This is a genomic window from Photobacterium lipolyticum, from assembly GCF_003026475.1.
GTDB lineage: Bacteria > Pseudomonadota > Gammaproteobacteria > Enterobacterales > Vibrionaceae > Photobacterium > Photobacterium lipolyticum.
Genome location: NZ_PYMC01000002.1, coordinates 55,936 through 77,493, shown reverse-complemented (window position 1 = coordinate 77,493; position 21,558 = coordinate 55,936). Strand labels below are relative to the sequence as shown.

The following is a 21,558-nucleotide window of genomic DNA, read 5'->3' as shown; positions in this document are numbered from 1 at the left end:
GCTATCACAGCCAGGGACCGCTTTTTATTTTGGAGAAGTATATGTCTCAGGGACTCTCACGGTCTCATCGGCGGCCTCGGGCAAAAACGAAAGGGCTGCCCTGGTTGCATGTTTTCAGCTGGGCGTCACTGGTCGCCGCGTTTATTATCGGTCTGATCTGGCAGCAACCCAACTACCCGCAGCTATTACAGCAAACTTTCCCCAATGATGAAATTTCCCGAATAGCAGATGTCCGGGGCGAGCAATATCAGTTGAAGCAGGGCGACGTTACTCGCTATCTCAGTCTGGGACAATCACAAGGCTACGGCGGCCCGATGTTGCTGGCGGTTGAAACCAATGAGAAAGGACGCATTACAAGCACTATATTGCTTGAGCACAAAGAAACCCCGGGGTATATCAACCGATTCCGTCAGGGGCGGTTTTACCGCCAGTTCGATAACCAGCTGCTGAACAAAGACTACCAGATTGGGCTTGATATCGATGGGCTCAGCGGGGCTACGCTTTCCTCACAAGGACTGACGTCAGGTATTCGTGCCGCTGCCCACAATGCCGCCGAGCGTTATTCGTTACCGCAAAACTGGCAACGCCCTGAATTTATTGTCGGCTACAAAGAGTTGCTGGCCGTATTGTTATTTGTAGCTGCACTCATTGTTAAAAAGGTACCGCGGCAATGGCAAAAACGCTATAACCAGCTGCTGGCAATCAGCTCGGTCGTTTTAATCGGTTATTGGCTCAACAGCGCGCTCTCGATCACCATGATAGGGTCATTGCTGCTGGGCTATATTCCGTCGCCTCAGCAACACTTGTTGTGGTACATCATGCTGACAGGCTCACTGGGCTCAATCCTGTTTTTAGGCCGCAATGTCTATTGCACCAAGCTTTGCCCGTTCCACCAGATCCAGCGCTGGTTGCATCAACTCAGCGGGCTCAACCTGCAGCTCTACCCCTGGTTGAAACAGCGCATGAAATTGTGGACCAATGCGCTGCTCTGGCTGTCGCTGATGCTGATCTTTTTGTCCCGCACGCCGGCCATAGGTTCTTACGAACCTTTTTCAATGCTGTTTTCTCTCGAAGGGGTAGGGATTCAATGGTACATACTGCCGCTAAGCATTTTCGGCGCATTTGTCGTCAACGATTTCTGGTGCCGGATGCTCTGCCCGCTGGGGCGTTTCTTAACTTACAGTGTTGAGATGCGGGCCAAGACCCTGAAACAATTCCGCAAAGGAAAACAAATAGCCATAAAGGACGTATCCCATGAGCATAAACCCGCAGATAAGCCAAAAAAAAGAGAGCCAGCGGCCGACACGATCCGCTAAGCGAGGAGGCAGGAATGAGCAGCCTGCAAAAGGTGAGCGCTTGATCAGTGCCTCGCTGTTTCTGCTTACTGTCGCGACCATTGTTGGTTTTTTTATCCAGCAATTTATTCCCGAGTTATAACCCTCGCTTCAACAATAACCCCGCGGCTGGAACCATACGGTAACCAGCCGCTATTTTAATGTACGTATGTATTGGTACCAGTTAGCTGGTTTATGTTATTGGTCAGTTTATTGAATATGGGGGGCTGAATTTCGGATCGCGGCTGGTTAATTATTTATCTTATGAATGTTTTTGCGTTGGAACTGGTTAAAATTATTTTATGTCATAAGCTTAGATTTAGTATTTTGAAGTAGAGTTGCGTTCTTCTGCTTCTCAGGGAATAGGTTAATGGATATGAAAGTAATTGATGCTTGGCACCAGGTTGTAGACTCAAGGAATATGTCGGTATTAAAAGAGCTGCTTGCTGACGATGTCACCTTTCATTCTCCTGTGGTGCACACGCCTCAGAAGGGAAGGGCAATCACGGTGCAATATTTGACAGCTGCATTTGGGGTACTTTTCAACGATACATTCAGGTACGAGCGTGAAATTGTGAATGATCATGATGCTGTACTGGAATTTAGTGTTGAAATTGAAGGAATTGTCGTCAATGGGGTAGATATGATCCGCTGGGATGACAGCGGCAAGATTATCGACTTCAAGGTGATGCTGCGTCCGCTTAAGGCTATTAATCTGATCCATCAGTTGATGGCAGCCAGATTTTAGGTCGTAAGCGTTTCTGCATAAACGCAATCATATCCTCAGGCGACAGAATGTCGCCTTCAACAGTTTTCCTCTCAGGAAATGATTTCTACAGGTGAAGAAATCGATGACGGTACAATTTTGAGCGATAACGTTAGGGTAAAAGTAGCGACCGGTTGTGTACCGTCTTTGGTCGGACACGTTGCCGTAACCGTGATCGGTTTGTTGATCCGCTCACCCGTTTGATTACTCATCTCCAGCATCTCTCTAATGTCTTTCCCTTGATTGCAACGGAAGACGACATCATCTTCTGGTCGGCGATGAAAATCCCCCTGTACGGATTTAAAGGCAAGGGACACATCAAGTCCAGAATTACTAGCGAGCTCCATAGCCATTAGTCCTGCGGCAATGTCTGCGCCAATTGCCAATGCGCCGAAGTACATGCTGCCTAAGTGATTCTGGGTCTTTTGATTTAATGGCAACTTGAGGGATAAATGCTCGTCATCAATCTCCAAAACCTCGGGCGTGCAGTAATCAATTAATTGAACCTGATGCTTTGAAAAATGCTTAAGCATGATATTAGCTTGAGTGACTCTGCGATCCATTGCTTCCTCTCCTGATAATAACTCATTAGACCAGTTAAGCTCTATAAGGCGGATCTGTCAACTTTATCGCTCTTTTCTTAAGTGTGTTTTAGCGGGAGCTTAACGACAAGTTGTACTTTATTCGTTAATATTCAACCCAATTAGAATAACAGGCTAAATTGATATGAAAATTTCCGTTGATGGTGGATCTTTTAAAGTCGCGATTGAGACTGAATATGAAGGTTTAATTGCTGAAGTCACAGATATCTTTCAAACAACACTAAAACAAGCTAAATCAAATGATAAGGCTGTCTTACGGTTTCTACAGATCATTATTGAGCACCGCGAGAGTGATGATGCTATTGGTTATGCTGTACTTGGCTTGCTTGGCTGGTATAACGAGGTAATCGGTCCCGTGGAAGATAAAGATATCGAGCTAAACTTAACGAAGATTTTGCCTCACCTTATTAATCCTGCTGGTGATCTTACTGCAACAAGCGATAATGAAACGAATACCTTTAAACACTAGTTAGTCATGTTTTGAAGTTGTTCCGACATAAAGAAAATGAACCTGATTACGGTGGCATAGTCAGGTTTCCAGGAATGAACCATCCCCAAATTGCCAAGGCTGTAGGTAAATTCCGCCAATCAGTATCGGCATTTTTCAATGACCCAGTGATTAGATCTCAGCTGGAGCAGGAGAATTAGTAATGACTCATGAAACTAAAACAATGGAAGTGCCTGTAGCTATCGCCGATAGAGTACAGGCTTTGATTGATGCTTATGAAGCCAAAGAGAAGTTCAACGCTGAGCGTAAGGTGGTAGTGAACAACTTACTTTCCATGGATAGCCTTGGTTGTGAGATGGCTGTGTATAGTTTGCCTCAGGGTGAGTTGCTAGACACTCTCAGGTTTGTGTATGAACTCTCTGGTACTAACAGCAAGTTCGTCAAAAACATACTTACACAATCCAGAGAGAACCCGAAGAAGGTCTTATCCGATTCCCAGAGAACATCAGCAAAGAGCCTGTTATTTAATCTGCTCAATGATCCTTCGGTCATTTCAGCCATGAAAGAGAGTTAGTAATGCCACTGCGGCAGGGTTTGATCGATTTCACTAACTTAGCTGGGTATAAATACGCTAGAATACGCGGCTATTAACTTCGCTTCGAGCCCTTTATATTCATGATCACTACCACAATGCCAGCTAACTTTGCAGAACTTGGCCTTATTCCACCTTTGTTAGCACGTTTAACTGAAATGGAATACCAGCAGCCAACGCCTATTCAAGCGCAAGCTATTCCAAGTGTATTAGCGGGGTGTGACTTAATTGCAGGGGCAAATACTGGTTCGGGTAAAACGGCAACCTTTGCACTGCCTATGTTGCAGCATCTTTTTGAGCAACCGCAGAGTAATAAGACACAAAGTAGCAAAGGTAACTATGTTACTGGGCTGATTTTGGTACCTACCCGTGAACTGGCTAAGCAAGTTGCTGACAGCATTAAATCTTATGCGGTGCATTTTAACGGTGCGATTAAAACGGTTGCTGTTTTTGGTGGTGTATCGGCGAATACTCAAATGCTCGCATTACGCGGCGGCACTGATATTTTGGTTGCAACGCCAGGCCGATTACTCGATTTGATTTCAAGTAATGCCATTAAGCTCGATAGGGTTAAAACCTTAGTGCTTGATGAAGCCGATCGGATGTTAAGTCTAGGCTTTACTGACGAGCTATCTGCATTGTTGGATTTATTGCCTAATAATAAGCAAACGTTATTATTTTCAGCGACCTTTCCTGAGCAAGTACAGGCTTTAACCCAAGAATTGCTTAACGACCCTGTTGAAATTCAATTGCAAAGTGCAGATGCCAGCACTTTAGTACAGCGTGTTTTTACCGTTAATAAGGGCGAAAAAACCGCCTTATTAGCGCATTTGATCAAACAACATCAATGGCAACAAGCGCTGATTTTCGTTAATGCCAAAAACAGCTGTGAGCACTTAGCTGACAAACTCTCTAAACGTGGCATTACCGCAGAAGTGTTTCATGGCGATAAAGGGCAGGGCGCTCGTACTCGCGTGCTTGAAGCGTTTAAATCAGGCGAGATTGAAGTGTTAATTGCAACTGATATTGCTGCCCGTGGTCTAGACATCGAAAAACTGCCGGTGGTGATCAATTTTGACTTACCAAGAAGCCCGTCAGACTACATGCACCGCATTGGTCGAAGTGGCCGTGCCGGTGAAGTGGGCTTGGCATTATCGCTTATCGATTATGAAGATTATCATCATTTCAAAATTATCGAAAAGAAGAACAAAGTCCGCCTTGAACGTGAGCAAGTTGAGGGTTTTGAAGTCGATGAAACTATCAGTGATGCACTTTTAGCCCTAGATAAACCAATGGCAAAACCTGAAGGTAGCGGTAAGAAAAAACGCAAAAATAAAGCTTCTGTGAATGAAGACATCTGGTTGAGAAATTATTAACCTGATTAAAAGGTAAACCTAACAAAAATCTAAATTCTTAATGGAAACCATTACCATTCCAGATCAAAAACTATGAGCCGGACTGAACCATAGAATGACTAGCTAAAGTTATTTTTAATAAAATGAGGGCACTCAAACTCCTCGTTTGGTTCGATAGATTCATCTTCAATCCCAGTCAATGTTTTCCACATGCAGGACATTTAGGATTGATTATGTAACATAAACACCTCTCCGTAGGGCTAATCGATTTAATAGTGTATTAGCCTGAAGGAGGGCGTTGCTGATGATTTTTGCGATGCTTCCATTTCGGAAAGGATCTCAAACCACGAGATTTCTGCCTGAAACACGCTAAGATGCTCGATCTAGGAAGAAGAGATCGAATGTGGCTATTATTTTATGGCAGTAATAGTATGATATTGTCATTAATACCTGTTCCAACTCGGTACACGAATGAGCCAATCCCAACTGCTATTAGACATTAGTACTCACGCCTTGTTACACCTAGAATTTAAAAAACTCGACAAACGTCTTACCGTAACTGAGATAAATAATCTGCTTGTTCAGTATCTCAAACGCGTAGTCAAAGCTAATCGATATCGGGCTGTCAGGAAGCCGACTAAAAACTGGCTATTGCTCGGTCGGCAATCGGGTACCAACTTGGAATCAATTTTAGTTCGGGACCAAGAGCGCCTACTGCAGACCTGCTCAACTGACCTGTATCGTTTTGTCGGACTCATTAGGGAAATTGAATTTCAGCTTCGTACCAAAGTTCAATACTCGCTGGCCCACGACATCGACTTGAATGCGCGTTATGGTAAGGTACTGGTATGTGTGGTTGATGAAGATTTAACATCGAGCTTTGATGATGACGGACTGATGATCAAATCCACCCAGATACTTTTCATCGGCAGTTCTGATCACAAAGATGTATTTTCTGCCGTTATAGAGCAAAGCGGCTATTTTCAATCGGTTGTCGCATACGAAGACGAAAGCCATCTGCGGGTTGAGCTATTTCGGATGTAACTTACTTTGCGGCATTTTCGAGTAGGGACATCATGCTCATTTTTCTGAGAATTTCCGAGCTGTCAGGTTAAGTTGAACCTGACAGCTTGAATTGTGTACGCTTAGGGCGTAAGTCTGCTCTATCAGTTAGCATTATCGGAGCTAAATCTTAAACTGCATGATTAGAATCTTTAAACGGCCGGATAATGCATTGAGCTGATGACAAGCTTCTATCGTCTGGCTCGAAGCATCTGACGTTTGATAGCTTTGTTCGCTGATTTTCTCTATATTCCGGCCGATATCAGAAACCACGGCATTTTGTTCTTCCGTCGCGGTTGCAACCTGGGTGTTAATATCATTGATGGTAGAGATGGTTTGCTGAATCGCGGCTAAAGAACTGCCTATTTTTCCTGCCAGTTCTAGGCTTAATTTACTGCTGCTTTGCCCTTCATCCATCACATTAACGGCTTCTTTGGTGCCTTGCTGCAGTTGGGTAATCATTTCCTGTATCTCAAGCGTTGATTGGTTTGTTCTGTGTGCCAGAGAGCGAACTTCATCGGCGACAACAGCAAAGCCACGTCCTTGATCGCCAGCTCGGGCTGCTTCAATCGCAGCGTTCAGCGCGAGCAGATTGATTTGCTCTGAAATACCATTAATGACATCAATGATGGCACCAATTTTATCGGTTTGCTGGGCAAGGTTGGTAATGACTAAAGAGGCCGAATTCACATTACGTGATAACGCCTCCATCGACTCGATGTTGCTTTGGACAATATTGATGCCGTTCGACACCTCATTGCTACCTTGCTGAGCCGAGTCTGCGGCAATTGAGGCGTTACGCGCCATTTCGGAAATGGTAGTACCCATTTCATTAATCGCGGTTGCGATTTGCGTTGTCTGCTCTTTTTGATCCTCCACAATATGTCCCGTACCTTCAGAGAGTTGTTTGGTGTTTTCAATTGAGGAGACCAGCTCAGCACTGACTTGTGAAACCTCTTTTATCGAGTCATGTATTTTCTCGATAAAGCTATTAAAACCTATTGAAAGCTCAGTGATTTCATCATTCCCTTTTATTTCTAGTCTCTGGTTGAGATCGCCTTCACCTTCACCAATATCATGCATTAAATGGGCGACGTTGCGGATCGGAGTCACGATCTTTGCGGCTAAAAGCGCAGCAATAAGGGTAAATAATACCGCCAGGGCGATGTTAATGAGGATGTTTTTTTCAGTGACGGAGTCAAAGGCGCGGTATAATTCATCCTCGGAAATTTCAGCAATAATATACAGATCAATAATGGGCAAATAACTTGAGGCAATAAGGTGCGTACCTTGATCGGTATTCAGTTTACCAAGGCTGAACTCTTGCTGATTAAGCAGTGATGTCGTCAGAGGTGCGGGTAACTGATTTTTCATGATGCCCGTCTCAGGCTGTATTCTGATTTCTCCCTGTTGTGAGACAAGATACACGCCACCTGTTTCGCCCAACTTGTATTGTCGCAGCATGTCGGAGAGTTGACTGAGGTCAATTGCCATCCCGGAAACCGATAACGGCTCGCCATTTTTTGTGATCAGGTTGTTGATAAACAGGCGCTCCTGTCCTTGCTGGCCGGTATCAAAAGTCAGACTGACGGCTTCACCAGTACGGAGTTGGTTATATAACCACGAATAGGCTGGATCATCGGCAGAAACTGCCCCTCTGAGCCCTTCGCCGGATCGATAGTCATGTAAGCCTTTCATTGACACTAGAAAGGTGCCATTTACATTTTCCGTATTAGCAAGGGAATCTAATTGGCTTAAGACTTCGGCTCGTCTGCTATCGGGCTCGCCATTTAATATCCAGTTCTGAATAAAGACATTGCTAGCCAGTTGGCTGGCTGCTTGAACCGGAAGGTTAATATCGCTTTCTATGGCTTCACGAATGACCGCAAGGGCCGTCGGCAACTGCTGTTCTTCAACTTGCTTGAGCATTAACTGTTTTACCTGATAATTGTTTATCAGTGTTGTCGCTGAAAGTGAGAAGAGGAGCGCAATACAGGTCGCGAAGATGATTTTATTTTTTATTGAGATGTGATTGAGCTTATTCATTGGTTACTTCAACGTTAGGTAGCAAATAAAGAGGAGTTGGCATTACATTTATCCGGTGATAAACAAATTAGCGCCATGGATTAAATGTTAATTGATATCCATAGCGCGTCGAGGAAATGACCGCTGGGGAGTTACTTCACACTTGCCGTTTTAAAGCCAGCACCTTTCCAGGCGTAGATACCGCCAGGATAACGGTATACATTGTTGTAACCCAGTTTAACGGCCCATGTCGCGGCGTTATGGCTGCGGCCACATTTGACGAAGCCGCAATAGAACACCAGCATTTTGTCTTTGTCAGTGCCTAACATCTGGGTGAAGTCTTGCTCACTTTGGCCGTTTGTTTCAGCGTTATTCCATTCTGGCATAGACGAGACAGGGAATAAGAACTGTTGAGCTGTCGGTATGTGCTCTTTTTTGTAGCTGTCTTTGAATGGCATGGCATCAATGATCAGAACATCTTTTCCGTTATCAAGTAGCGCTTTGACTTTTGCAGTATTAATTAACTGATAACCGCCTTGCATTGTTTCGTTATGGAGGTTGATTGCGACTTGCTCGGTCTTAACTTCGTTCTCAAACTTGTTTCCAAACAACCCGGCAGATGCGCTCAAGGGAAATATGAGTAGCGCGGCACCGAGAATAAAGGCGTTAAGCCAGAAGCCGCGATGTGATGGTCGGGAAAGGTCTTTATCTACAAGCATTATTCTTATCCTTAGTTAAGTAATGTAATCAGGCCGTGTGTGCAGTTGTTTGCATCGGACGTCTGGTATTGAAGAGATGTAAAGCGCCAGCCATCATGGTAATGATCAGAAACATGAAGAACTGCGGTTCGATCTCACGATAGACAATTGATTCCAGAGATCCTGGCAGGTTACAAGCACAATCAATGTTGAGGCCTTGTTGAATGGCGATGCCAGAAAGTACGGTGTACAAAGCAAAACAGACAACAACAGGCACTAGACTTACTAGCTCATAAAATGCGAGCATTGCACAAATTGAGAGCGAAAGTGGCAATGCAAAGGCTATGGGGTCAACATACATAGCGGAGAGTAAGCCGGTATCGAGCAACAGCAGTGCCGTGTTTTCGGGGGCAAAGAAGCCTTTTAGCGCAATCGCTGCTGCCGACATGAAAATAAAGCTGGTGATGAAATGATGAACGTATCCTCGTGTTTTCATAGCAATACTCTCTTTCCGTGACTTTGATGTTGATCTTAGTCAGAGAGAAAGCCCTGCACGGACTTTCTTCTGTAAGACGTTAATTCAATGTAGTTTGCTCCAGGTACAGCATCGCTTCGAGAACACTGCCGCCAATGGCGCGAGCCTTATCTGAAACGGTTGTATAGTCGGCATCTATGCCGCGGGGATCAATGTCGCCGATTTTAAATCCTTCAGTAACGCTTAATCCGTCGTTGAGCAGTCCGCGTACCATGCCGTTCAATGGTGCAACAACCTGACTGTCGCCAACGTGGGCGATAACATCACCTTCTTCGACAATATCGCCGAGTTTGACATGGTTGTGCATAATCCCCGGGCAAGGGGCGCGCAGAACTCGCTGGTGGGTATATCCGGCGATATTGCCGGGGATCCCGGTATTTGGCTGGGTTTCTCCCCGATAGATGATCCGGCCCAGATGATGGCCGCGATTGGTTTCAATAACCGCATCACAATCGACGCCAGCATTAAAGCCAGGGCCTAAAGCAATGGTGACCGGAGCCATATCTTGGGTTGTGCCCAGGTTGCGCTTGGCAAGAATGGCATCAACAAGGAAGGTCGGTGCTAAGCTGGCAAGCGAGCTGCATTCTTCATCAGCCATAACCGGGATCAGACCCTGTTCAATGGCAGCGAAGACATCTTCACAACTATGGGCTTTTCTGGCCATTACGCCTTCGACTTCAACGGGGTCACCGTATAAACACTGGGCAAAGGCGACGGTGCAGCGAATCACGGTGGGTTGGGCGATGTCGGTCATTACAACTTTAAAACCCGCATTGTGAAGGCGAATCGCCACACCTGTTGCGATATCACCAGCGCCACGTACCAGCACCAGTTTGTTGCGGTTCAGACGGGTATCATCTTTCATTAATCCACCAGAAGACTGATGTTTCACTTTGAGGACTTCAGCCATAATGCTGATGGCGATTTCTTCCGGTGTTTCTGCGCCAATATTGAACCCAATCGGCGAGTGAATGGCCTGAATATGGGCTTCGCTGACGTTACTTTTTCGCAAGTGATTGAATAAGGTTTGTACTTTGCGGCGACTGGCCATCAGGCCGATATATCGGGTATCACAACCGACGACTTTGGTAATCGCATCTTGATCCTGGTGGTTAGTTGCAATAACCACAAAACTCTCTTTGTTAATATCCAGCTGGTCGATGGCATCATCCATCGTTTTGCCTAAAATGCGTTTGGTTCCTGCGGGGAAATGCTCTTCGGCCAGGCTGTCTTCATAAGCATCGGCAACGCTGATATCGAAACCTAAAACATGAGCTGCATGGGCAACGGCACGGTTTACGTGGCCACCACCAATTAGTAATAGAGCCGGGCGCAGGCCGTAAACATCGATTGAAACCGTCATTGCGCCACCGCAGTCCATGCCCATCGCTTCCGGACCGGTTCGTGTCATACGTCCTTTTACTACCCGGGATTTCCTTTCTTGCAGGGCTTCAAGTGACTGTTCGATGACATAGCGTTCTATCATGCCGCCACCGACGGTGCCGGTGATGGTTCCGTCTGCTTTGATAAGCATTTGTCCTGAATGACGAGGTGCAGAACCACGGGTTTCGATAATGTTAGCAAACGCAAAAGGTGTGTTTTGTTGTTCTAGTAGAGCTGCCTGAGCAAAAATATTCATTAATCTTGACCTCTATATCGCGTAACGAGGTTAAATGTTTCTCCTCGTTACGATGTCTTTTATCGGCGATAGATCGTGCATCGCAGCAAGCCAGATTGCATCAAGCTGGTGGGGCTGTGTGATGACCGTTTGCGCCAGCTGAATCAGTTTTAAATAAGACGGCGCAAGGTCAACTTTATTGATTAACCAGATCTTGATGGCATGGTCTGGAGCTTGCTTAAACATTCCATGTGGATGCTCAATCAATCGACACAATATTCGGTGACCGATTTCATCACCTTCCGAACATTGTGTAAGTGCAGAGAACGTGTTCCATCTGTGAATTCTCTCAGGACAAGCCCGAGTATGAATAATCTCTGCACCTGTAACGCCGATTACCATATCCGAGTTAATTGGAATGCAAGGCTCATGCCCGGAAGGGGCCTTTATTGGCAAACACTTAGCGCCATCGGCTTCAATAATAAAAACTGTGAAAGGGGATGTATTTTTGAGCTGCTTAACAAGATTTGGTGTGATCCCTGACACCTTGGTTTTCGCTTTGGTATCACTGGTTGTTTTTTCATCATTCGGCGCGATTTCATTTTGATAGCAAAAAGTGATAGCGGGTTTTGATTCTTGGTTTTGCAGGCGTGAAAGCAAAGCTGTTTCAGGGCTTTTTCCCGGGTGATTATTTTCAGCGCAGATAAAGCAATCTGCTTGTTCTGGTGCCGGTAAGTACATTTTGGTGGTGGTGGTTACCAGTACACAATGACCACGCTTTTTGAATTCTTGCGCCAGCCAAAATGCCGTGGATGTTTTACCGCCACCGCCCACGAGAGAGATGATCAAAGGCGCAGAAAAATCGGCATCTAAAATGCTTGGAGTAATAGGGATCTGCGGGGAGTGTTCAGAACTACCGGGCATGGTGCCTCTCTTATTTTTTATATTGAAGAGTTTGCTCTGTTAAGCTGAACGACTAACGCTATTAGTTTTTTTGTTAGCGATGAACGTAAACTTAGGCCTTGGCTACTCGAATAATTAACGGAATATCAATGATTAACCAACTGCAAAATGTCGATTGTGTGATGCCTGCTGCCGGATTGTCTTCCCGAATGGGGAGCTGGAAAATGATGCTACCTTACCGTCATCATACGATCCTTGACGAGAGTATCGAAAATGCACTTCGCTTCTGTTCCCGGGTGATTCTGGTGGTCGGGTATCGTGGCAATGAGTTGGTTGAACGGTATGAAAACAACACGAAAATCAGGGTTGTTGTGAATCCTGATTACTCGCAGGGCATGTTCAGTTCCATTCAGGCTGGTGTCAGTGAAGTACGAACTGAGCATTTCTTTATTTGCCATGGCGACATGCCGTGTGTGTCTGCTGACATCTACCAGCAAGTCTGGTCAGAGCGGGGAGGGCACACAGTATTTCCCGGTACCAAAGCGAAGCCTGGTCATCCGGTGCTGTTACCAAAATCAATCATACCTGTCATTCAACGCTCAGAAATTGATGGGAAAATGAAGCCTATTATCATGGCTCATAAGGTCAAATTTCTTGCCTTAGATCAGTTAGATATTTACTTAGATGTCGACACGCCAGTGGCATATCATGCAGTGTGCGAGAGCGCACACCGAAAGTATCAAATTGATAACTGAGATATCATTTATATCAATTTGATAGTTGTTGAATCAACGCCGTTAACCAACATTAAAAACAAAAAATGCGGATTCGGCAGTCACTTGTTGCTCTTTACGCTGACTCTTAAGCCACAGTGACGTTAAACAAGAGATCTCGATTGGCGGAGGCATCCAACCCATCATTACAACAAGAAATCCGATCGAAGCAATCGACCATGCTGAAGGTGCCTCAAAATCAGCTCGATAGTTTATTAGGTGGAGGTGTGTAAAAAACGATAATAAAATTATTAAGAATCATTAGATTTTTTCAACTCAGAATAAATTTCTAACGAAAGCAATCGCAAATTAGAGTCGACCAGACAGGATGTTTCGATTTCCGACATTGTTACAATTATCTGAATGTAAGCACTGGTGTGAGCGTTAAAGATTCTTCTTTATCACTATCATCTTAATAATTATCAAAGTGATAGATCTTTATTGATTTGATAGGAAATTAACCCGTATTAAGAATCATACTCATTTCCCACTTGTTTTTTCTCTATTTAGATAAACATCCCACCTTGACCTGATTCACACAATTATCCTGACTTTCGACATCGGTCACGAATTTCCTTCTTCTTTATGCTGTTTTCAAAGTTTGGCGCAGTAGTTGCTCAATTGAATTCAAAACGAGGTAACGAGCGAATTGTTACTTTTTACATCTGAGCCCTACGCATTGCACTAAATTGATGTGCTGGTTGTGTAAAACAAGAAAAATACAGCATCAAGGAGATTTATCATGGGAGACATCATGCGCCCCGTTCCGTTTGGCGAGCTACTCAACCGAATTTTCAGTGAGTATAAAGAAAGCCAATCGATTTTCGGGATCCCATCGAAGCAGTTTTATCGCAAGGAAAACACCAAAGACTTAAAAGTTTGGGATGAGCACTATGAAACGCCGGTAGGCCCAGCCGCCGGACCTCATACGCAACTGGCGCAAAACATCATCTGCTCCTGGCTGGCTGGTGGCCGTTTCATGGAGCTGAAAACAGTTCAGAAGCTGGATACGCTGGAAATTGCCAAACCGTGTATTGATGCCGAAGATGAGTGCTTTAATACTGAATGGTCAACAGAGTTCACGCTTACCAAAGCCTATGATGAATATCTGAAAGCATGGATTGCACTGCATTTGCTGGAGGAAGTATTTGATCCCCGCACTGAAGGCGAACAAAAGTCTTTCATCTTTAATATGAGTGTCGGCTACGATCTGGCCGGTATTCAGACTGCCCCGATGCAGGCGTATATCGACGATATGGTTGATTCTAGCAAGCATGAAAAATTCCATGCCTATATTGCTGAACTGAAAGCTTTCATTGCCGATCCGGAATTCATTAAAACCTATGGTTTTGAGCATCGTTTAGAGCGTCTGCAACATTTGGCAGAATCTATTCCGGCTCAATTGACGCGTGGTGTGACGCTTTCCACCATGCACGGTTGCCCGCCGAATGAAATCGAAGCGATTTGTCGTTATATGATTGAAGACAAGGGTATTAATACCTTTGTGAAATTGAATCCGACGCTGTTGGGTTATGAGCGCGTGCGCGGCATTCTTGATAATGCCGGGTTTGATTATATTGCCTTGAGCGAAGAATCATTCAGCCATGATCTTCAGATTGAAGATGCCAAAGCCATGCTGCACCGTTTGGTTGATTCTGGCAAAGCCAGAGGCATAGGTTTTGGGGTGAAGCTGACCAATACCTTGGGTACGCTAAACCGTAAAGGGGTCTTACCTGATAAAGAAATGTACATGTCAGGCCGTGCCCTGTTCCCGCTATCGATCAATGTGGCGCTGGAACTATCTCGTGAATTTAACGGCATGTTACCGATTTCTTACTCAGGTGGTGCCAGCAAATTCAACATTAAAGAGATTTTCGAAACCGGTATCCGCCCAATCACGATGGCAACCGATCTGCTTAAACCTGGTGGTTATCTGCGTTTAGCTGATTGTGCCAAAGAGCTGGAAACAAGTAACGAATGGAACATGCAGCAAGTCGACTTAGTCAAACTTGAAGCATTAGCGGCGAAATCACTGATAGCAGATTACGCCCAGAAAGAATGGCGTGGTCCGGAAGAAATCAGCGTGAAGAAAGCGGTGCCACTGACTGACTGTTATGTTGCCCCTTGTGTGACCGCGTGTCCGATCAGTCAGGATATCCCTGAATACATTCGCCTGATGGGCCAGCACCAGTACACAGACGCATTGGAAGTGATTTATTCGCGCAATGCGTTGCCTGCCATTACCGGTCATATTTGTGATCACCAGTGTCAATACAACTGTACCCGTCGTGACTACGAAGGTGCATTGAATATTCGTGAAATGAAGAAAGTTGCATTGGCAAAAGGCTGGGAAGGCTATAAAGCGAAATGGCATCAGCCGGATTTAGACCGTGAGAAGCATCCTGTTGCAGTGATCGGTGCTGGCCCTGCTGGCCTGTCGGCGGCTTACTTCATGGCACGTGCGGGTCATCCTGTGACCGTGTTTGAAAAAGAACACAACGCAGGCGGGGTGGTTAAAAATATCATTCCTCAGTTCCGTATTCCGGCTGAAGTGATCCAGCACGATATTGATTTCGTTCAAGCGCATGGCGTTAATATCGAATATGGCTGCAATCCGCACCTGACCGTCGATACGCTAAAATCCAGCGGCTACAAGTATATCTGCCTGGGTATAGGTGCCGATAAAGGCAATCCAATCTCACTGTCTGGCGATAATACTCAAGTTTTCAAATCACTGGAGTTCTTACGTAGCTTCAACGATGGCGAGAAGCTTCCTCTTGGTGAACATAAACAGGGTAAACATGTTGCCGTTGTCGGTGCCGGTAATACTGCGATGGACAGTGCACGCGCAGCATTGAAAGTTGATGGCGTGGAAAAAGTCACCATCTTGTACCGCCGTACTATCGCAGAAATGCCAGCATACAAAGAAGAGTACGAAGAAGCCGTTGAAGATGGCGTTCAGTTCATGTTCCTGACCAATCCGGAGCAGTTTGATGCAGACGGTAAACTGACTGCTCGTGTGATGGAGCTTGGTGAGCCTGATGAAAAAGGACGTCGTCGTCCGGTTGCAACCGATAAGACAGTAGAATTGCAGGTCGATGCCCTCATCACAGCGGTGGGTGAGCAAAGTAACCGTGATGTGCTGACTCGCATCGGTATCCCTATGGGTGAGGATGGCTGGCCGGCGGTTGATAGCGAAACGTGTGAAACCGCGGTTGAAAATGTGTTCCTGATGGGAGATGCCAATACTGGTCCGTCATCAATCGTCTCGGCTATCTCTGGTGGCCGTAAAGCGGCAACGACGATTCTGGCTCGCGAAGCACAGAGCGAACAAGAAAACGATGTGAAATCTCAGGTTCATGCAGATGATGTTTACGCTCGTAAAGGGGATATTCAGGTCAAACTGATTGCCGCTAACGAACTTGAAGCAGCAGACCATGATGCGTTCGTTGAACAAGAAGCAAAACGTTGTCTGGAATGTTCATACATCTGTAGCAAGTGTGTGGATGTGTGTCCTAACCGCGCCAATATCTCATTGCCAATTCCTGGCTTTAAAGATCAGTATCAGACACTGCATCTTGACGCTTACTGTAATGAATGTGGTAACTGTGCGCAGTTCTGTCCATGGGATAGCAAGCCTTATAAAGATAAGTTCACCCTGTTCAACCTGCGCGGTGACTTTACTAATAGCACCAACGCCGGTTTCTACATTGAAGGTTCTGAGGTGTTAGTGCGCAGTCAAGGTGAAATTTATACCTTCAGTATTAACGAACAAAGTGAACTTGATATGCCAGAGGCGTTGGCCGATGAGGCAACCATCATCAGCTATGTGCATGCAAACCATAGCTACCTTCTTGGCAAAGTGGATGTTTAGGTGAGGAGTAAGGGAATGTTATTACTTAAAAATGCAACGGCCGTGCAGTTCGAACCTGCTTTCATTAAAGAAGGGGTTGATATCGCGATTAATGGCAGCACGATTGTAGAAGTTGGTGCAAACCTTGCCGCGAAGTACCCGGATGCTATCGCTAAAGATATGAAGGGTAAATTAGTCATGCCGGGTATTGTGTGTTCACACAATCACTTCTATTCAGGCCTGGCTCGCGGTGTGATGGCTGACATTAAGCCAAGCCCTGACTTCATTTCGATTCTGAAGAATCTGTGGTGGCGAATGGACCGCGCCCTGGATGAAGAAGCGGTGTATTACAGCGGCTTAATCTGTTCACTGGAAGCGATTAAAAACGGCTGCACTTCGGTGATTGATCACCATGCATCGCCAAACTACATTGCCGGTTCATTGAATACATTGCGTAAAGGGTTTTTAAAAGCAGGATTACGCGGCATGACCTGTTTTGAAACCACCGACCGTAATGGCGGTATGAAAGAGATGGCCGCCGGGGTTGAAGAGAACATTGCGTTTGCTCAGCTAATCGACAGTGCCAAGGCCCGCGGTGACGAACCGTATCTGGTTGAGTCTCACATCGGTGCTCACGCACCGTTTACCGTGACCAACGAAGGTTTGTCGATGATGGCGGAAGCAGTGCAGGTAACCGGACGCGGTATTCATGTCCATGTCGCTGAAGACAGATATGACGTTACTCATAGTCACCATCATTATAGCCAGGATATCGTTGAACGCTTAGACAGCTTTGGTCTGATCAACGAAAAAACCTTATTGGCGCACGGTTTGTTCTTATCGGATCGCGATATCGACATCCTTAACGCAAAAGATGGCTTCTTAGTTCATAACGCCCGTTCAAATATGAACAACAACGTGGGCTATAACCATAAACTGACGCGCTTCAAGAATGTGGCTCTGGGTACTGATGGTATCGGTGCGGATATGTTCGAAGAGCTGAAGTTTGCCTTCTTCAAGCACCGTGATGCAGGCGGTCCGTTATGGCCTGATAGTTTCTTACGTAACCTGTGGAACGGTAATGAATTACTGGCACGTAACTTCGGGGCGAAATTCGGTCGCTTAGAGGCAGGCAATAAAGCGGATCTTACGATTCTGGATTACACCAGCCCAACGCCGTTTGTTGCCGATAACCTGCCGGGTCATATTGCCTTTGGTATCAATGCTGGCAATGTCAACAGCGTAATGGTTGAAGGTCGCTTTGTGTTAGAAGATCGCGCCTTCCCATTCGATATTGCGCCAATCTATGCTGAAGCGAGCAAAGTCGCGCAGCGTTTATGGAAAACAATGGATCAATTAGACTAATGTGAGATCCCGATATGGAAACGGTCAATACTAAATTCAAGTGGGCAGAAGCCACAGGAAATGCAAAGTATATTGCCGATCGCCATTTCGAGGGCCTATTAGAAGGGCGGTTCTACCGCTCTTCTTGCCCTAGAGGCGTGATCAAATCCGTACATATACCGGCGTTGCCCGAAGGTTATTATCTGTTTGGTGCCAAAGATGTTCCCGGGCAAAATGTGCTGCCAATCGTCGAGATTGATTGGCCAGCCTTTGCTGATAATGAAGTCCGTTATGTGGGTCAGGTGGTGTTTTTGCTGGTCGGTGAGAACCCCGATGTGCTTGAGCAACTGATCCAGCAGATATCCATCGAATATCAACCGCTGACACCAGCCTATACGGTTGCTCAGTCACAAGCGATGATTGATGGTCCGATCCATTGCACAAATAATATTCTTGATAGCCATGTCCTTAACAAAGGGGATGTCGACGCAGGATTTGCCCAGGCAGTTACCATTATTGAAGAAACCTGCAGTACGGGTTATCAGGAACATATTTATCTCGAAACCCAGGGTGTGGTTGGCTATCCCAAAGATGGCAAGGTCGTCATTGAAGGTTCGATGCAGTGCCCCTTCTATGTCCATCACTGTATGGCGGTGGTGCTCGGTCATGACCATGTGCGAGCAATCCAGTGTCCGACTGGTGGCGGATTCGGTGGTAAAGAAGATTATCCGGATGTGCTGGCCGGCCCGCTGGCGGTTGCGGTAGAAAAATTGCAGCGTCCGGTACGTATCGTGCTTGAACGCAGTGAAGATATTGCCTTTACCTCGAAGCGCCATCCCGCCGAGTTCCGCTATCGCACCGGGATTGATGAACACGGTAAGATTGTCGCGATGGACATCCAGTTTGATGTCAATTCAGGGGCCTACCTGAGCCTATCTGGCATCGTACTGCAGCGTTCAATCACAACCGCAACCAATGTCTATGATATTCCGAATGTTCGCGTTGAAGGCCATGCATGGGTGACCAATACCGTTCCGACTGGTGCATTTCGTGGCTTTGGCTCGCCGCAAACCTGCTTCTGTATGGAAACCCACATCAACCATGTTGCCAAGCGCTTAGGGCAAGATCCGGTTGAATTTAAGCGACGTCACCTCTTGACCACTGAATCCACTACGTTAACTGGTGCTGCGATCTTCGGCGATCTGGTGTTAGAGAAAATGTTGGAGCGGGCACTTTGTCTGTCGGATTACCACAATAAGGCACAAGAAATTGCCGCTCAGCCAGCCGATAGTATGAAGCGTAAAGGTATCGGGCTGGCACTCTTCCAACATGGCTGTGGTTTTGCCGGTGACTTGGAAGATACGTTAGTCCGTGCGAAGGTTCGCCTGATCAAGTTAGCCGATGGTCAGCTGCAAATTCTGGCGTCGAATACGGATATTGGTCAGGGACTCAGCCTGACATTCCGTAAAATTGTAGCTGAAACCCTTGATAAGCCGTTGGGTGATATTCACCTGGCAGTGCCTGATACCGGTGTTGTGCCAGATTCTGGCCCGACCGTGGCTTCCCGCTCTATTTTGATTGTGGGTTACTTGCTAGAGAAAGCGGCGCAAAAATTACAGTCCCGATGGATAGACGGCGAGCACCAGGAAATCGAGGAAATTTACCGTAAGCCGGACTATCACGTTTGGGACCAGAATAACTACCAAGGCAATGCTTATCAGGCTGTCAGTTATGGCATTAACGTGGTGGAAGTGGAAGTTGATATGGCGACGGGTGAATCGGCTATCATCGGCGCCTCGGCAGTCTATGACATTGGTAAAGCGATTGATGAGCGGGTATTTAAAGGCCAGATTGATGGCGGATTAGTACAAGCCCTGGGTTACGGTAGTTGTGAAAAAATGGAACTGAACGCTGATGGCATGTTTGCTCAGAAAACCATGGCAGATTACGTGATCCCAACCTCGCTAGATGTACCGATGATCAACAGTGAGCTGGTGGATAACCCTTATCCGTACGGGCCTAAAGGCGCGAAAGGTGGTGGTGAGCTGACACATAATGGTGGAGCAGCCGCGTTTGCAGCTGCGGTTGAATCTGCCATTGGCAAACCGTTGTCTTCTATTCCGGTGACACCTGAAAAAGTGTGCGAGGCGCTTTATAGCGATGAGCTTGGAGAGCAGTATGGAAATTGAGTTTATTCTGAACGGTGAACAGGTCACTGTGGATGTCGATCCGATGCAAACGCTGCTGGTTACGTTACGGGGTAACCTAATTAAGACGGCGACCAAAGAAGGCTGCGGCGAAGGTGAGTGCGGCGCCTGTTCCGTGCTGTTTAATGATCGGCTGGTAAATGCCTGTATGTTTCCGATTGCTCAGGCTGAAGGCGGGAATATCATGACATTGGAAGGTCTGAAACAGACCGAGAAAGGCCAGTGTGTGATTGATGCGTTACTTGAAGCCAAAGGCGTTCAGTGTGGGTTTTGTACACCGGGAATGGTACTGGCACTTTATGCATTACTGGAACAAAACAGCAATCCGAACGAAAGTGAAATACGCACTGCCATTTCCGGGAACCTGTGCCGTTGTACCGGCTACGGCATGATTGTCGATGCGGCCCGTATTGCAGCAACGAAAGGAGAAGGATTATGGTAGCAGTTTATCGTCCTGAAACTTTAGCGCAGGCTCTTGATTGGGTTGCGGTGGGGAAGCATACCTTGTTTTCCGGCGGCACTGATTTGATGGTTCAGCATGCAGTACGGTCAGGTTTGACGCCAAATTTTGAGCAGGATGTGGTGTTTCTCGATGCGATTGAAGAGCTGAAGCAGATCACCCAGACCGAACAAGGACTGTCTATTGGCGCGGAATGCAGCCTGGCAGATATCGAACAGGATCCCCTGGTGCCGGATATTTTGCGTCAGGGGGTGGCGAATATTGCTGCACCGGCCTTACGGAACCGGGCAACCATGGCAGGGAATATTTGCAATGCGTCGCCTGCTGCTGACTCTTTACCGGCGCTATACCTGTTAGATGCGACAGTGGTTTTGTCTTCACTGCGTGGCCAGCGTGAAATGGCCATTGCCGATTTCATTACCGGTCCGGGTAAAACACAGTTACAAGATGATGAAATTTTAAGCCATATCATCGTTCCGAAGTCCGATTTACCGATAGTTTTCTATCACAAGGTCGGAACCCGGGCGGCGAATGCCTTAACTAAACTGTCGGTAGCAGGTCTTGCCAAAGTGGTTGACGGGCAGGTTGTCGACTGGCGTGCCGCGTTTGGCGCGGTGGGACCTAAAGTGGTGAGAAGCCGCGAGTTAGAGCAATTGATCATTGGTCAGCCAGTTTCGATGCTTGGTGAGCCGTTGTTCGTGGGTAACATTCTGGAGCAGTACAGCAAAATCATTCGCCCGATTGATGATCAGCGCTCAACCGCTCTGTATCGCCACCGTACGTCCCTTAATCTATTGCAGCGCTGGTTAACACAAGTCAGTACTGCGTAGTTATACTCCTAGTCTCTTATTTTGTTGTTTGATTTTGGGTATTAATTTTGATTAATACCCTTTTTTGTATCTGTTATTTGTCGCGTTAAAATCAATGAGTCTTTCCTCTAGCACTATCAGCACTATCACTATCAATTTGATAGAGAAGTTATT

Annotated in this window: 18 protein-coding genes and 1 pseudogene; 12 read left to right on the top strand and 7 right to left on the bottom strand. The window is 46.3% G+C overall.

Annotation, left to right across the window (positions count from 1 at the left end; translation table 11 throughout):
• The first annotated feature begins 41 nt into the window (after window positions 1–41).
• The gene (locus C9I89_RS03180; protein ID WP_107281917.1) at window positions 42–1,316 is read left to right on the top strand and encodes an FMN-binding protein; all 1,275 of its coding nucleotides are present in this window, start codon (window positions 42–44) and stop codon (window positions 1,314–1,316) included.
• Window positions 1,317–1,704: 388 nt separating this feature from the next.
• On the top strand, window positions 1,705–2,082 hold the full coding sequence (locus C9I89_RS03175; protein ID WP_107281916.1) for a nuclear transport factor 2 family protein: 378 nt from the start codon (window positions 1,705–1,707) through the stop codon (window positions 2,080–2,082).
• 71 nt (window positions 2,083–2,153) lie between these two features.
• Here the strand turns inward: C9I89_RS03175 and C9I89_RS03170 are convergent, their stop codons facing one another.
• Window positions 2,154–2,663: a PaaI family thioesterase gene (locus tag C9I89_RS03170; protein ID WP_107281915.1), complete on the bottom strand. Its 510-nt coding sequence runs from the start codon at window positions 2,661–2,663 to the stop codon at window positions 2,154–2,156.
• Window positions 2,664–2,826: 163 nt separating this feature from the next.
• On the opposite strand from C9I89_RS03170, the gene C9I89_RS03165 reads away from it, so the two are divergent.
• The 4 genes from C9I89_RS03165 (at window position 2,827) to C9I89_RS03150 (ending at window position 6,141) form a co-directional block, all read left to right on the top strand.
• The gene (locus C9I89_RS03165) at window positions 2,827–3,171 is read left to right on the top strand and encodes a hypothetical protein (RefSeq protein ID WP_107281914.1); all 345 of its coding nucleotides are present in this window, start codon (window positions 2,827–2,829) and stop codon (window positions 3,169–3,171) included.
• A gap of 181 nt (window positions 3,172–3,352) precedes the next feature.
• Complete coding sequence (locus C9I89_RS03160; protein WP_107281913.1) at window positions 3,353–3,724, top strand: hypothetical protein; 372 nt, start codon at window positions 3,353–3,355, stop codon at window positions 3,722–3,724.
• 101 nt (window positions 3,725–3,825) lie between these two features.
• On the top strand, window positions 3,826–5,118 hold the full coding sequence (locus C9I89_RS03155) for a DEAD/DEAH box helicase (protein WP_107281912.1): 1,293 nt from the start codon (window positions 3,826–3,828) through the stop codon (window positions 5,116–5,118).
• Between the two features lie 450 nt (window positions 5,119–5,568).
• Window positions 5,569–6,141, top strand: coding sequence for a DUF2913 family protein (locus tag C9I89_RS03150; RefSeq protein WP_107281911.1), 573 nt, complete (start codon window positions 5,569–5,571; stop codon window positions 6,139–6,141).
• Window positions 6,142–6,282: 141 nt separating this feature from the next.
• Here C9I89_RS03150 and C9I89_RS03145 read toward each other — a convergent pair whose 3' ends face one another.
• From C9I89_RS03145 to yqeC, 5 genes are all read right to left on the bottom strand, one after another.
• A complete protein-coding gene (locus C9I89_RS03145; RefSeq protein WP_170107604.1) occupies window positions 6,283–8,088 on the bottom strand; it encodes a methyl-accepting chemotaxis protein in 1,806 nt (601 codons plus the stop codon).
• A gap of 248 nt (window positions 8,089–8,336) precedes the next feature.
• Entirely contained in the window at window positions 8,337–8,903 is a 567-nt protein-coding gene (locus tag C9I89_RS03140; protein ID WP_107281909.1) for a rhodanese-like domain-containing protein, read from the bottom strand.
• A 28-nt stretch (window positions 8,904–8,931) separates the two neighbouring features.
• A complete protein-coding gene (locus C9I89_RS03135; protein WP_107281908.1) occupies window positions 8,932–9,378 on the bottom strand; it encodes a MauE/DoxX family redox-associated membrane protein in 447 nt (148 codons plus the stop codon).
• Window positions 9,379–9,457: 79 nt separating this feature from the next.
• On the bottom strand, window positions 9,458–11,056 hold the full coding sequence (yqeB, locus tag C9I89_RS03130) for a selenium-dependent molybdenum cofactor biosynthesis protein YqeB (RefSeq protein ID WP_107281907.1): 1,599 nt from the start codon (window positions 11,054–11,056) through the stop codon (window positions 9,458–9,460).
• Window positions 11,057–11,086: 30 nt separating this feature from the next.
• The gene (gene yqeC, locus C9I89_RS03125) at window positions 11,087–11,959 is read right to left on the bottom strand and encodes a selenium cofactor biosynthesis protein YqeC (RefSeq protein WP_107281906.1); all 873 of its coding nucleotides are present in this window, start codon (window positions 11,957–11,959) and stop codon (window positions 11,087–11,089) included.
• A gap of 128 nt (window positions 11,960–12,087) precedes the next feature.
• Here yqeC and mocA point away from each other — a divergent pair, with 128 nt between their 5' ends.
• The gene (mocA, locus tag C9I89_RS03120; RefSeq protein WP_107281905.1) at window positions 12,088–12,693 is read left to right on the top strand and encodes a molybdenum cofactor cytidylyltransferase; all 606 of its coding nucleotides are present in this window, start codon (window positions 12,088–12,090) and stop codon (window positions 12,691–12,693) included.
• Between the two features lie 45 nt (window positions 12,694–12,738).
• Here mocA and C9I89_RS22730 read toward each other — a convergent pair.
• A pseudogene (locus C9I89_RS22730) lies at window positions 12,739–12,915 on the bottom strand (divalent metal cation transporter); the annotation flags it as partial.
• Between the two features lie 538 nt (window positions 12,916–13,453).
• On the opposite strand from C9I89_RS22730, the gene ygfK reads away from it, so the two are divergent.
• From ygfK to C9I89_RS03095, 5 genes are read left to right on the top strand one after another with little or no spacing between them, the layout of a single operon-like run.
• Window positions 13,454–16,585: a putative selenate reductase subunit YgfK gene (ygfK, locus tag C9I89_RS03115; protein WP_107281904.1), complete on the top strand. Its 3,132-nt coding sequence runs from the start codon at window positions 13,454–13,456 to the stop codon at window positions 16,583–16,585.
• Between the two features lie 15 nt (window positions 16,586–16,600).
• A complete protein-coding gene (ssnA, locus tag C9I89_RS03110; protein ID WP_107281903.1) occupies window positions 16,601–17,929 on the top strand; it encodes a putative aminohydrolase SsnA in 1,329 nt (442 codons plus the stop codon).
• A 14-nt stretch (window positions 17,930–17,943) separates the two neighbouring features.
• Window positions 17,944–20,097, top strand: a complete 2,154-nt coding sequence (locus tag C9I89_RS03105; protein WP_107281902.1) for a xanthine dehydrogenase family protein molybdopterin-binding subunit — start codon at window positions 17,944–17,946, stop codon at window positions 20,095–20,097.
• Complete coding sequence (locus tag C9I89_RS03100) at window positions 20,087–20,557, top strand: (2Fe-2S)-binding protein (RefSeq protein WP_211315194.1); 471 nt, start codon at window positions 20,087–20,089, stop codon at window positions 20,555–20,557. Before C9I89_RS03105 ends, C9I89_RS03100 begins: the two co-directional genes overlap by 11 nt.
• Window positions 20,551–21,405, top strand: a complete 855-nt coding sequence (locus C9I89_RS03095; protein WP_107281900.1) for an FAD binding domain-containing protein — start codon at window positions 20,551–20,553, stop codon at window positions 21,403–21,405. The genes C9I89_RS03100 and C9I89_RS03095 overlap by 7 nt, the downstream gene beginning before the upstream one ends.
• The last annotated feature ends 153 nt before the right edge of the window (window positions 21,406–21,558 follow it).

Excerpts from the sequence above, each read along its gene's own strand:
- C9I89_RS03180 (WP_107281917.1), top strand. The coding sequence starts at position 42 with ATGTCTCAGGGACTCTCACGGTCTCATCGGCGGCCTCGGGCAAAAACG.
- C9I89_RS03175 (WP_107281916.1), top strand. The coding sequence starts at position 1,705 with ATGGATATGAAAGTAATTGATGCTTGGCACCAGGTTGTAGACTCAAGG.
- C9I89_RS03170 (WP_107281915.1), bottom strand. The coding sequence starts at position 2,663 with ATGGATCGCAGAGTCACTCAAGCTAATATCATGCTTAAGCATTTTTCA.
- C9I89_RS03165 (WP_107281914.1), top strand. The coding sequence starts at position 2,827 with ATGAAAATTTCCGTTGATGGTGGATCTTTTAAAGTCGCGATTGAGACT.
- C9I89_RS03160 (WP_107281913.1), top strand. The coding sequence starts at position 3,353 with ATGACTCATGAAACTAAAACAATGGAAGTGCCTGTAGCTATCGCCGAT.
- C9I89_RS03155 (WP_107281912.1), top strand. The coding sequence starts at position 3,826 with ATGATCACTACCACAATGCCAGCTAACTTTGCAGAACTTGGCCTTATT.
- C9I89_RS03150 (WP_107281911.1), top strand. The coding sequence starts at position 5,569 with ATGAGCCAATCCCAACTGCTATTAGACATTAGTACTCACGCCTTGTTA.
- C9I89_RS03145 (WP_170107604.1), bottom strand. The coding sequence starts at position 8,088 with ATGCTCAAGCAAGTTGAAGAACAGCAGTTGCCGACGGCCCTTGCGGTC.
- C9I89_RS03140 (WP_107281909.1), bottom strand. The coding sequence starts at position 8,903 with ATGCTTGTAGATAAAGACCTTTCCCGACCATCACATCGCGGCTTCTGG.
- C9I89_RS03135 (WP_107281908.1), bottom strand. The coding sequence starts at position 9,378 with ATGAAAACACGAGGATACGTTCATCATTTCATCACCAGCTTTATTTTC.
- yqeB (WP_107281907.1), bottom strand. The coding sequence starts at position 11,056 with ATGAATATTTTTGCTCAGGCAGCTCTACTAGAACAACAAAACACACCT.
- yqeC (WP_107281906.1), bottom strand. The coding sequence starts at position 11,959 with ATGCCCGGTAGTTCTGAACACTCCCCGCAGATCCCTATTACTCCAAGC.
- mocA (WP_107281905.1), top strand. The coding sequence starts at position 12,088 with ATGATTAACCAACTGCAAAATGTCGATTGTGTGATGCCTGCTGCCGGA.
- ygfK (WP_107281904.1), top strand. The coding sequence starts at position 13,454 with ATGGGAGACATCATGCGCCCCGTTCCGTTTGGCGAGCTACTCAACCGA.
- ssnA (WP_107281903.1), top strand. The coding sequence starts at position 16,601 with ATGTTATTACTTAAAAATGCAACGGCCGTGCAGTTCGAACCTGCTTTC.
- C9I89_RS03105 (WP_107281902.1), top strand. The coding sequence starts at position 17,944 with ATGGAAACGGTCAATACTAAATTCAAGTGGGCAGAAGCCACAGGAAAT.
- C9I89_RS03100 (WP_211315194.1), top strand. The coding sequence starts at position 20,087 with ATGGAAATTGAGTTTATTCTGAACGGTGAACAGGTCACTGTGGATGTC.
- C9I89_RS03095 (WP_107281900.1), top strand. The coding sequence starts at position 20,551 with ATGGTAGCAGTTTATCGTCCTGAAACTTTAGCGCAGGCTCTTGATTGG.